General features: G+C 66.7%; 8 protein-coding genes. 5 read left to right on the top strand and 3 right to left on the bottom strand.

Annotation, left to right across the window (positions count from 1 at the left end):
* Positions 1-29 precede the first annotated feature (29 nt).
* Positions 30-2,207 carry a glutamine synthetase III family protein gene (locus tag ACZYZ9_RS06230; protein ID WP_463825332.1) on the bottom strand — a complete coding sequence of 726 codons (2,178 nt, stop codon included), beginning with the start codon at positions 2,205-2,207 and terminating at the stop codon, positions 30-32.
* Between the two features lie 191 nt (positions 2,208-2,398).
* Between ACZYZ9_RS06230 and ACZYZ9_RS06225 the strand changes: the two genes are divergently transcribed.
* From ACZYZ9_RS06225 to ACZYZ9_RS06215, 3 genes are all read left to right on the top strand, one after another.
* Positions 2,399-3,826, top strand: a complete 1,428-nt coding sequence (locus ACZYZ9_RS06225; RefSeq protein ID WP_463825331.1) for a WS/DGAT/MGAT family O-acyltransferase — start codon at positions 2,399-2,401, stop codon at positions 3,824-3,826.
* Positions 3,827-3,833: 7 nt separating this feature from the next.
* Positions 3,834-5,102: an APC family permease gene (locus ACZYZ9_RS06220; RefSeq protein WP_463825464.1), complete on the top strand. Its 1,269-nt coding sequence runs from the start codon at positions 3,834-3,836 to the stop codon at positions 5,100-5,102.
* Between the two features lie 78 nt (positions 5,103-5,180).
* Positions 5,181-5,603 (top strand): pyridoxamine 5'-phosphate oxidase family protein, encoded by a 423-nt coding sequence (locus tag ACZYZ9_RS06215; protein ID WP_463825330.1) that lies wholly within the window; start codon positions 5,181-5,183, stop codon positions 5,601-5,603.
* Between the two features lie 57 nt (positions 5,604-5,660).
* Here the strand turns inward: ACZYZ9_RS06215 and ngg are convergent, their stop codons facing one another.
* Entirely contained in the window at positions 5,661-7,460 is a 1,800-nt protein-coding gene (gene ngg, locus ACZYZ9_RS06210) for an N-acetylglutaminylglutamine synthetase (RefSeq protein WP_463825329.1), read from the bottom strand.
* Entirely contained in the window at positions 7,457-9,262 is a 1,806-nt protein-coding gene (locus ACZYZ9_RS06205; RefSeq protein ID WP_463825328.1) for an N-acetylglutaminylglutamine amidotransferase, read from the bottom strand. Before ACZYZ9_RS06205 ends, ngg begins: the two co-directional genes overlap by 4 nt.
* Positions 9,263-9,344: 82 nt before the next feature.
* Between ACZYZ9_RS06205 and ACZYZ9_RS06200 the strand changes: the two genes are divergently transcribed.
* Together ACZYZ9_RS06200 and ACZYZ9_RS06195 are read left to right on the top strand one after the other, a co-directional pair.
* The gene (locus tag ACZYZ9_RS06200) at positions 9,345-10,361 is read left to right on the top strand and encodes a TIGR03617 family F420-dependent LLM class oxidoreductase (RefSeq protein WP_463825327.1); all 1,017 of its coding nucleotides are present in this window, start codon (positions 9,345-9,347) and stop codon (positions 10,359-10,361) included.
* Positions 10,362-10,466: 105 nt separating this feature from the next.
* Complete coding sequence (locus ACZYZ9_RS06195) at positions 10,467-12,023, top strand: succinic semialdehyde dehydrogenase (protein ID WP_463825326.1); 1,557 nt, start codon at positions 10,467-10,469, stop codon at positions 12,021-12,023.
* Positions 12,024-12,031 lie beyond the last annotated feature (8 nt).

Below are 12,031 nucleotides of genomic sequence, written 5' to 3'. Positions count from 1 at the left end.
CGGGCGGCCCCCACACCCGACGACGTTCATCACAGGATGTAGAGCATCTCCTGGTAGGTGGGCAGGGGCCACAAGTCGTCGGCCACAACGCTTTCCAGGGTGTCGGCAGCGGTCCGCACCGCCTCCATGGCCGGCAGCAGTTCTTTCTGGGCGTGCGCGGCCTCGTCGAGTGCTGACGTGGCCGAGTGGTCGGACAGCGCCGACTTCAGCGTCGCCAGCGCCGCGGTGAGATCCACAATTGGAGCCGAAACATCCTGCAGTGCAGCCATACTGGGCTCCATACCGGCCGCCTTCAAGGTCGCGACGTTCTGCGCGAGTTCGGTCTGGTAGCGCACCGCGGCCGGCAGGATGACCGTGGTGCCCATCTCCAGCGCCAGCTTCGCCTCGACGCCGATGGTCAGCGCGTACTGCTCCAACCGCACCTCGTACCGGCTGTGCAGTTCGCGCTCGGTGAACACGCCGTACTTCTCGAAGACCGCCACCGCTTCCGGCTTGATCAGCTCCGGGATGGCGTCCAGCGTGGTCTTGAGGTTGGGTAGACCGCGCTCGGCCGCCTCGATCTGCCAGTTCTCCGAGTAGCCGTCGCCGTTGAACACCACCGCACCGTGTTCGGTGATGACGTCGGTGAGCAGCTTCTGCACTGCCGTATCGAAGTCCTCCCCGGCGGCGACAGCCTCTTCCAGGATGGTGGCCAGGTAGTCGAACGAGTCGGCCATAATCGTGTTGAGGATGATCATGGGCACCGCGACGGTCTGCCCGGAACCGGGCGCCCGGAATTCGAACCGGTTGCCGGTGAACGCGAACGGGCTGGTGCGGTTGCGGTCACCGGCATCCGTCGGCAACGGGGGCAGCGTGTCGACACCGATGATCATGGTGCCCTTGCCTTTCGACGAGGTGGCCGCGCCCTTGGCGATCTGCTCGAAGACGTCGGCGAGCTGCTCACCGAGGAAGATCGAAATGATCGCCGGCGGCGCCTCGTTGGCACCCAACCGGTGGTCGTTGGTGGCCGAGGCCACCGACACCCGAAGCAGTCCGGCGAATTTGTGGACGGCGCGGATCACCGCGGCACAGAACACCAGGAACTGCGCGTTCTCGTGCGGAGTGTCACCGGGAACCAGCAGCGAGCCCAACTCGGAGTTGCCCACCGAGAAATTGACGTGCTTGCCGGAGCCGTTGACACCGGCGAACGGCTTCTCGTGGAACAGACATTCCATGCCGTGCTTCTTGGCGATGGTCTTGAAGATCGTCATCAGCAGCTGCTGGTGGTCGGAAGCGATGTTGGCCCGCTCGAACATCGGCGCCACCTCGAACTGACCGGGAGCGACTTCGTTGTGCCGGGTCTTGGCCGGGATGCCGAGTTTGAACAGCTCCCGCTCGGTGTCCATCATGAAGCCCAGCACCCGCTCGGGCACCGCACCGAAGTAGTGGTCGTCGAACTCCTGACCCTTGGGCGGCTTGGCGCCGAACACCGTACGGCCGGCGTTGATCAGGTCCGGCCTGGCCAGGAAGAAGTGCCGATCGATCAGGAAATACTCCTGTTCGGGCCCGCAGAACGAGACGACCTTGTTGTGGCCCTGGTGGCCGAACAACGCCAGGATGCGCTCGGCGTGCACCCCCATCGCCTGCTGGCTGCGCAGCAGTGGCGTCTTATAGTCCAGCGCCTCCCCCGTCATCGATACGAAAACCGTTGGGATACACAGCGTATTGCCGTTCGGGTTCTCCAGGATGTACGCCGGGCTGGTGACGTCCCAGCCGGTGTAGCCGCGGGCCTCGAAGGTGCTGCGCAGCCCGCCGGACGGGAAGCTCGAAGCATCCGGTTCGCCCTGGATGAGGGTCTTCCCGGCGAACTCGGCAAGGGTCTGCCCATCGGAGATCGGCTCGAGAAAACTGTCGTGTTTTTCGGCCGTCAGCCCGGTCATCGGGTAGAACACGTGCGCGTAGTGGGTGGCGCCCTTCTCCAGTGCCCAGTCCTTCATGGCCACCGCGACCGCATCGGCCACGGCCGGGTCGAGCTTGGCACCCTTCTCGATGGTTGCGACGATGGACTTGTACACCGATTTGGGCAGTCGCGCCTGCATCTCCGCCTTGGTGAAGACATTGGCGCCGAATATCTCACCCGGGGCCTCACCTGCTACGAAGCTGATCGCCGGAGGGATATAGGCCTCGACGTTGTTGATCGCCTGCAGGCGGACCGCGTTTCCGCTCAATGGAGTTCCTTTGTCACGAAGGGGTCCGCGAGGATTCGACGGACGCTAGACCGACCCACCGTAGGAACCTTCGATGGCAATCCTGTTACGCCCGAGTCAACGCTGAGGCAGCGTTGATTGCGAACGTGAGACGTCACACCGCGGCGGTCGCGAGGGTCAGGGCCTACGCTGTGCCCTGAAGGGGGATCTCTATGCAGCAGTTGAGTTGGAGCGACGACATGATGTTGCGGGCCGAGGGGCCGGCGACACCGCTGCAGATTCAGATGCTGCTGATCTACGACCCGTCTACGGCCCCCGGCGGCAAAGTCACCTTCAAAGGGATTCTGGAGGAACTCGACGCCCGCCTGCATCTGGCCGATGTCTTCCGACGTCGGCTGACCGAACTCCCGGGCGGCCTGCACATGCCGTACTGGGTCGACGACCCGAACTTCGACCTGGAATACCACGTCCGCCACATCGGTCTGCCGCAGCCCGGCGACTGGCGACAGCTCTGCATCCAGGTGGCCAGACTGCACGCCCGGCAGATCGATCTACGCCGCCCGCCGTGGGAGATCACCGTCATCGAAGGACTCAACGCCGTGCCGGGGGTGCCGAAGGGCTCCTTCGCCATGGCGCTGAAATTGCACCACTGCGCGGTCGACGGCATGGCCAGTGTGCAGATGATCGCGGCGTTGCACGACCTGGCCGCCGACGCCGCCCGTCCCCCGGCCCCGGAACGCCCCTGGCGGCCGGCGTCGCTGCCGTCGACCGCCGACCTCGTCTCGCGCACCGCGCTCAACGGGGCGTTGTACCCGGCGCGGGCCGGCAGAGTGTTGGTGTCGAATGCGCCGAAGTTGGTGCGGGGTCTGATCGGCTTGCCCGGCAAGGTGTTCGGCGGACTGGTTTCTGATGGCAGCAGGCCGACGTTTCCCCCCAAAACCCGCTTCAATCAAGCGGTTTCGCCGCATCGGGTGTTCGAGGCGCGGTTCCATGAGCTGGCTGATTTCAAGCGGATCAAAGCGCGCGTGCCCGGTGCCACGGTCAACGACGTGGCGCTGGCGTACGTCGGTGGTGCGCTGCGGGAGTATCTGGACGGGCACGGCGAGCTTCCCGAGGCATCGCTGGTCGCGGCGTGCCCGATCTCGCTGCGCGACGCGGCTGACAGCGGCAGCAACGGAAACATGTTGTTCGGCCGGCTGCAGACACTCGGGACCGACATCGCCGATCCGCTGGAACGACTCGCGAGCATCGCCGAGGCTACCGCGCAGAGTCGTACGGAGTCCGAGCAGTCGACCCGGACACAGGTGCTCGAGCTGGTGGCGACCCTGCCGACAGCACTGCTCGGAGTGACCGCGAAAGCCGCCAGCGTGCTGCCCTTCTCCGGTCCGACCGTCGCCAACACGACCGTCACCAACGTGCCGGGACCCACCGTGCCGATCTTCTTCCACGGTGCCCGGCTGCTGCGCGCCGCAGGCCTGGGCCCACTGATCGGGGGTTTGAACCTGTGTCACGTGGTGGCTAGCTATGACGGCACGCTGTCCATCAGCGCCACCGCCGATCGTGACGCGCTGCCCGACCCGGCCCGGTACGCCGAATGCATGGAACAGGCTTTCCAGGACCTGCTTGCCGCGGTGGACTGACCCGACGGTGAAGGCCAACGACGGCGCTTTACGCCGGAGTCTGGGTGTCGGCGACGCAGCGATGATCGGTCTCGGTTCGATGATCGGGGCCGGGATCTTCGCCGCACTGGCGCCGGCAGCGCGGGCTGCCGGAAAGGGGTTGTTGATCGGTTTGGCGGTTGCCGGGGTGGTGGCCTACTGCAACGCGACCTCGTCGGCGCGGCTGGCAGCGGTACACCCCGCTTCGGGTGGCACCTATGTCTACGGCCGCGAACAGTTGGGCGAGTTCTGGGGCTTCCTGGCGGGATGGGGTTTCGTGGTCGGCAAGACCGCGTCCTGCGCGGCCATGGCTCTCACCGTCGGCTGGTATGGGTGGCCGGAGCACGCGCACGCGGTCGCAGTTCTGGCGGTGACGGGTGCGACCGTGGCCAACTATCTCGGCGTGCAGAAGTCCATGTGGCTGACCCGCGGCATCGTGGTGGCGATCTTGCTGGTGCTCACCGTGGTAGTCGTTTCGGCGACCGTCACCGAGGCCGGTGATGTCACCAATTTCCGTGTAACAGAAGACATTTCACCGACTAGTATCCTGCAGTCCGCCGGACTGCTGTTCTTCGCGTTCGCCGGCTACGCACGCATCGCGACGCTGGGTGAGGAGGTGCGCGACCCGGCGCGCACCATCCCACGTGCGATCCGGATCGCACTCGCGCTGGCGCTGGCAGTCTATGCCGGGGTCGCCGTCGCTGTACTGAAGGTGTTGGGGCCCAACAGGCTTGCCGCCACGTCGAGACCGTTGACCGCGGCAGTGCAGACGGCGGGTCATCCGGGGTTGGCGCCGATCGTGGAAACCGGCGCGGTAGTAGGTGCATTCGGTGCCCTGCTGACGCTGCTGATGGGGGTCTCCCGCACGATGCTGGCGATGGCGCGGGACAGTCACGTGCCACGACAACTGGCGGCGGTGCATCCGCGCTTCGGGGTCCCCAATCGGGCGGCGGTCGCGGTGGGAATAGTGGCGGCAACACTGGCGGCAACGACTGACCTGCGCGGTGCTATCGGGTTCTCCTCGTTCGCCGTCCTGGTCTACTACGCGATAGCCAACGCGTCGGCGATGACCTTGCGGCCTGACCAAGGACGGCCGCCGAGGATCATTCCGGTGGCGGGATTGATCGGCTGTGTGCTCGTCGCCTTCGCGCTGCCCGTCACCTCGGTGGCCGCGGGTGTGGCCATTCTCGTGGGGGGCACACTGCTGTTCTGGTCACGGCGCGGACGTCACCGGGGCAGGGATGCAGCGGTCAGTTAGCCGACACGGCTTAGGTCCCGGCAGAAAAGGACTTTCGGCACCCGCGCCGATGCGGTCACGCTGAGTAACCTCGTCGGTATGACACGTCTGGACGAACACACCGGTGCCACCATCCTGTCGGCAGGAGAATGCTGGGATCTGTTGGCGGGCTTGACATTAGGCCGGCTGGTCACGGTCGTGGACGGCCGGGCCGAGATCTTCCCGGTGAACTATGCGGTGCAACGCAAGACGATTCTGTTCCGGACCGCAGGCGGTACCAAGCTGGTCAGTACCGCAATGAACAATCAGGTGGTGTTCGAGGTCGACGACCATGACGTCGCACAGGGTTGGAGCGTGATCGTCCGGGGCGTCGCCCGCTCGGTGCGCGGCGACGAACAGATCGAGGAAGCGGACCGGGCGCAGGTACTACCGTGGACGGGATCGGACAAGTCGCACTATGTCCGGGTGATCCCGGAGGTCGTCACCGGCCGCCGCTTCCAGTTCGGTCCTGCCGCCGGCTGATCCCCCGCTGTCGACGAACGTCCGCTCGACAACACCGCCGGGGCCACCCGCCCGGGCTCACTCGTTGGAGACCGCCGGTGATTCCTCCGGAGTCCAGGCCGGCGGCTGGCCCGGTCGACCCGGGAACAGGAAATCGACGAATGCCGCGGCCGTTGGCTGCGGTTCGTGGTTGGCCAGCCCCGGACGCTCGTTGGCCTCGATGAAGTAATAGTCCTCGCCGGCGACGTCCGGCACCAGCAGGTCGATGCCGGTCACCGGGATGCCGATCGCCTCGGCCGCGGCTATCGCGACGCGGCACAATTCCGGGTTCACCTGTGCCGTCACATCGTGGATCGTCCCGCCCTGGTGCAGGTTCGCCGTGTGCCGGACCCGCAGTCGGGTGCCTTCAGGCAGCACATCGTCGAGCGACCAGCCGTATTCGGCGACGGTGGCCTCGGTCACGTCGTCGAGCGGGATGCGCGACTCCCCGCCGGTGGACGCCGAGCGACGCCGACTCTCGGCCCCGATCAGGTCCCGGATGGTGTGATCGCCGGTGCCGATCACTTCGGGCGGCATACGCAGCGCCGCCGCCACGACCCGGCCGTCGATCACGACCAGCCGAAGGTCATTGCCCTCCACCCGCCGCTCGATCAACACCTCTGGGCACTGCTCGCGGGCGCGCGCCAGCGCGGCGGCGAGCTCGCCCGGTCCGTGTTCGGCGGTGATGCCGACGGTGATGCCTTTGCCCTGCTCGCCGCGGGTGGGTTTGACGACGACTTCGCCCACCTCGGTCAGGAACGCGTAGTCGGCGTCGTCGAAGGTCGCCAGGCGTGCGCGTGGCACCGTGATGCCGACATCGGCCACCAGGCGGCGGGTCAGCCGCTTGTCGTCGCACCGGCACATCGCGACCGCCGAGGTGAATTCGGACAGTGATTCCCTGGTGACGATGCTGCGGCCGCCGTGGGTGAGCCGGATCTCGCCGGTCTCGGCGTCGAGCACCTCGACCCAGATACCGCGGCGCATGGCCTCGTCGGCGATGATCCGGGCATACGGATTGAGATCGTCGATCGTTTCCGGGGGCGGCGTGAACAGCGGTTCGTTGATCGCGTTCTTGCGCTTGATCGCCAGCACCGGGACCCGGCGGAAACCCAGTTTCTCGTACAGCGCGGTGGCGGCGGAATTGTCGTGTGCGACAGACAGATCCATGTAGGCGCGACCCTTGGTGCGGAAGTGCTCGGCCAGCGCCCGGGTGAGTGCCCCGCCCAGCCCCGGCAGCCCGGCGGCGGGATCCACCGCCAGGCACCACAGGCTCGATCCGCGTTCGGGGTCAGCGAACAGCACTTCGTGGTCGACGCCGGTGACGGTGCCTACCACGGCACCGTCCTCGTTGCGCACGGCGAGCAGATAGGTCACCGCTTCCACTTCCAGGTGGTTCTGCCAGATCGTTTCGACCGGCGCCGAGACCATTCCGCACCGCACGTAGACGCGATTCATCGCGTCGGCGTCCCCCACGTCCTGCAGGGTGCGCACCGTGACGTAGGTGGGCGGCGTCGGTGGTTCTTCGGGTGCTGCCCGTCCCGCAAAACGCAGGCGGTAGGTGTGGCTGGGGTCGATGAACAGTTCGGCCGGTGCTTTGGCGACCACCACGTGGGACTCGCGCGCATAGATGCAGATGTCGCGCCGGCCGGGCGCTTCCCGTCGCAGAGTTTCGGCCAGGGTGTCGGCGTCGCTGAAGGTCTGACCGAAAATCAGTCGGCCCCAACCTAATTCGAGCTCCACATTATGAGCCATCACTTCGGCGAACTCGGGTGGTGACGCATTGTGCAGCGCGAGCGTGATCGCCTCGGGGTGGTTTTCCGACGGGTCGATGACCGTCATGCCGCGGTCCCCGTCACACCGTGCTTCTGTAGCCACATCTCCAGCAGGGCGATCTGCCAGAGCTCGTTGCCGCGCAGCGGGGTGAGCCTGCGGTTGGGGTCGGCCAGCAGCGCCTCGACCGCTTCGGAACGGAACAACCCGCGCTCCTTGGCGACCGGCGCGTAAAGCGCGTCGCGGACCATGTCCAGGTACGGGCCCTCCAGATGGGTCAGGGCGGGCACCGGGAAATATCCCTTGGGTCGGTCGATGACCTCGGCGGGGATCACCCGGCGGGCGGCTTGTTTGAGCACGCCTTTGCCTTCGTGGGCAATCTTGAGTTCCGGGGGGCAGGTCGCGGCGAGCTCGACCAGTTCGTGGTCCAGGAAGGGCACCCGCCCTTCCAACCCCCAGGCCATCGTCATGTTGTCCACCCGCTTGACCGGGTCGTCGACCAGCATGACGGTCGTGTCGAGCCGTAGCGCACGGTCGATTCCGGTTTCGGCGTTGGCGCGCGCGAAATGCTCGGTGACGAACCGTTCGCTGGGATCGTCGGCCGCGACATTATCCGGGGCCACCAGAGCCTGGAGACCGGCCACGTCGCGGTCGAAGAAGGCGGTCCGGTAGGCCGCGACCGACCCGGCCAGGCTGGCGGCGGACTGCGTACCCATCGGCGGATACCAGTGATAGCCGGCGAACACCTCGTCGGCGCCCTGCCCGGACTGGACGACTTTGACGTGTCGCGACACTTCCTGACTGAGCAGGTAGAACGCGACACAGTCGTGGCTGACCATCGGTTCGCTCATCGCACCGATCGCGTCGTCGAGTGCGGGCAGCATCCGGTCGGTTCCGATGCGGATCTGGTGATGATCGGTGCCGAAACGCTCGGCGATGATGTCGGAGTACCGGAACTCGTCGCCCTCGACACCGCCCACCGACTCGAACCCGATGGAGAACGTCGCGAGCCCATGCTGGCCCGCCTCGGCGAGCAGCCCCACGATCAGGCTGGAGTCGACCCCGCCGGAGAGCAGGCAGCCGACCGCGACGTCGGCGACGAGTCGTCGTTTGACCGCGGTGCGCAGCGCCGACAGCACGGCGTCCTCCCAGTCGGTCTCCGACCAGTCAGAGTGCTCGTCCTGCCGGGTGAAGTCAGGGGTCCAGTAGGTGGTAGCCGTGCGCCTGCCGTCCGGTTCGATCGCCAGCAGCGAACCCGGCGGGATCTTGCGCACCCCCCGCAGGATCGTGAGCGGCGCGGGCACCACCGAGTGAAACGTCATGTAGTGATGCAGTGCGACCTGGTCGATGCGGGTGTCCACACCGCCCCCGGCCAGCAGCGCGGGCAGCGCCGAAGCAAACCGGATGCGGTGACTGTCCTCGGTCAGGTACAGCGGTTTGATGCCGAGCCGGTCGCGGCCCAGCAGCACTCGGCCGCTGTCACGTTCGACGATCGCGAAGGCGAACATCCCGTGCAGGTGCGTGACGAAGTCGTCGCCCCAGCGGTGGTAGGCCTTGATCAGAACCTCGGTGTCGCTGTGCGAGAAGAACCGGTAACCGTGGCCCTCGAGCTCGTGGCGCAGTTCTTTGTAGTTGTAGATGCAGCCGTTCCAGGCGATGGTCAGGCCCAGCTCGGCGTCCACCATCGGCTGGGCGCCGGCTTCGGTCAGGTCGATGATCTTGAGGCGACGATGGCCCAGCGCGACTCGGCCCTGGGACCAGACGCCCGCCCCGTCCGGCCCGCGCGGTGCCATCACGTCGGCCATTCGCGCAACCGCGGCTACATCGGGCACCCGGCCGTCGAGTCGCACCTCTCCGGTGGCTCCACACACCTTTTCGACCTTAACGGGCCAATTCAACGCGCGCAGAGCGGGCACGATCCTGCGTGTCCGGCGACCGATGTACGGTTCGACCGTGCAGGTGGATGCGATGACGATTCCGCGGCCGCTGAATGACATCGGTGAGGTGGCCCGGCGCACCGCGGCGGCGGGATTCAGCGGGCTGCTGTTCACCGAAACCGGACGCACCGCCTATCTCAACGCCGCGGTCGCGGCCCAGGCCGCCCCCGGCCTGGACTTGTCGACGGGTGTCGCAGTCGCCTTCCCACGCAGCCCGTTCGTCACTGCGGCGACGGCGTGGGAACTGCAAGAGGCGACCGGCGGGAGGTTCCGGCTCGGTTTGGGCACCCAGGTGCGCACGCACGTGGTCCGCCGCTACGGCGCCGAGTTCGAACGGCCCGGCCCCCGGTTGCGGGACTACGTGCGAGCGGTGCAGGCGTGTTTCGCCGCGTTCCGGACCGGCACGCTGGACTACCACGGCGAGTTCTACGACCTCGACTTCATCACCCCGCAGTGGAGTGCGGGTCCTATCGACGCCCCCGACCCCAAGGTCGATGTGGCCGCGGTGAACCCCTGGATGCTGCGGATGGCCGGCGAGGTGGCCGACGGCGTTCATGTGCACCCGCTCGGCGAACCCGGGTATCTCGCGCGCCATCTGGTGCCGAACGTCGCCGCAGGGGCCGCGCGGGCGGGCCGCTCCTCGTCGGACGTGGCGGTGATCGTCCCGGTGATGACGATCGTCGGCGACACTGAGGAGGAGCGTCGCCGGGAGCGCGAACTCGTCCGCACCAGCATCAGCTTCTACGCCAGCACACCGAACTACGCGTTCATCCTGGACGAGGCCGGATTCGAAGGCACCACCGCGCGGTTGCGGGCCAGGCAGAAGGCCGGTGACTTCCAGGGGATGGCGTCGGAGATCACCGACGAACACATCGCGGTCTTCGCCACCGAGTCGACCTGGGACGGGTTGGCCGAGGCCCTGGTTGCGAAGTACGACGGCATCGCCACGCGGATCGTGCTGTACAACGCCCTCAGCGACACCGAACGGTTCGAACGCTACGGCGAGATCGCGCGGCAGCTGTCCGCTCGCTGAGCCTGTGTTGTGACGTCCGCAAATGCGCGGATTGCGACGCATAACGGTCGGCAAAGCGGCTATAGGGTTTACAGACAACTGCCTGTGTTCCTGAGAGGTCACGCCATGCCTGCACCATCAGCTGAGGTCTTCGACCGGCTGCGTCAGCTCGCCGCAATCAAAGACGTCGACGACCGTCCGACCAAGACGATCGACGAGGTCTTCACCGGCAAGGCGCTGACCACCATCCCGATCGGCACGGCTGACGACGTCGAGTCGGCGTTCGAGCAAGCCCGCGCGGCTCAGTCGCAGTGGGCGAAACGTCCGGTCGACGAGCGCATCGAGATCATCCGCCGCTACCGCGACCTGGTGATCGAGAACCGCGAGTTCCTGATGGACCTGCTGCAGGCTGAGGCGGGCAAGGCGCGGTGGGCGGCGCAGGAGGAGATCGTCGACCTGATGGCCAACGCCAACTACTACGTGCGGGTCGCCGCGGACCTGCTCAAGCCGCGGAAGGTGCAACCGCTGCTGCCGGCGATCGGCAAGACGACGGTCAGCTATCAGCCCAAGGGCGTGGTCGGGGTGATCTCGCCGTGGAACTACCCGATGACGCTGACCGCGTCGGACTCGGTGCCGGCGTTGCTGGCGGGTAACGCGGTGGTCCTCAAGCCGGACAGCCAAACCCCGTACTGCGCCCTGGCGTGCGCCGAGTTGCTGTACAAGGCGGGGCTGCCCCGGGCGTTGTACGCGATCGTGCCCGGCCCGGGTTCGGTGGTGGGCACCGCGATCACCGAGAACTGCGACTACCTGATGTTCACCGGCTCCTCGCAGACGGGCAGTCATCTCGCCGAGCAGGCCGGCCGTCGCCTGATCGGGTTCTCGGCCGAACTGGGTGGCAAGAACGCGATGATCGTGACCCGCGGCGCCAACCTGGACAAGGCCGCCAAGGCCGCTATCCGGGCGTGTTTCTCCAATGCTGGCCAGCTGTGCATCTCCATCGAGCGGATCTACGTCGAGAAGGACATCGCCGACGAGTTCACCCGCAAGTTCGGTGACGCCGTGCGCAAGATGAAGCTGGGCACCGACTACGACTTCTCCGTCGAAATGGGCAGCCTGATCTCCGAGGGTCAACTCAAGACCGTCTCCGACCACGTCGAGGACGCGACGAGTAAGGGCGCCACCGTGATTGCGGGCGGTAAGGCCCGCCCCGACATCGGGCCGCTGTTCTACGAGCCCACCGTGCTGACAGACGTGACACCTGAGATGGAGTGCGCGGCCAACGAGACGTTCGGGCCATTGGTCTCCATCTATCCGGTTGCCGACGTGGACGAAGCCGTGGAGAAAGCCAACGACACCGAGTACGGGCTGAACGCCAGCGTGTGGGCCGCGTCGTCGGCCGAAGGCGAACAGATCGCCACCCGGTTGCGCTCGGGGACGGTGAACGTCAATGAGGGTTACGCGTTCGCGTGGGGCAGTCTGAGCGCGCCGATGGGCGGGATGGGTATATCCGGCGTCGGCCGCCGGCACGCCGCCGAAGGCCTGCTGAAGTACACCGAATCGCAGACCGTTGCGACCGCGCGGGTGTTCAACCTCGATCCGCCGTTCGGGCTGCCGTCGCCGCTGTGGCAGAAAGCGCTGTTGCCGGTGGTGCGCCTGGTGATGAAATTGCCCGGCCGGACATAACAAGATCA

The organism is Mycobacterium sp. IDUB_28, assembly GCF_055419285.1.
The sequence above is the reverse complement of the archived record's forward strand: the minus strand, read 5'-3'. Positions and strand labels throughout refer to the sequence as shown.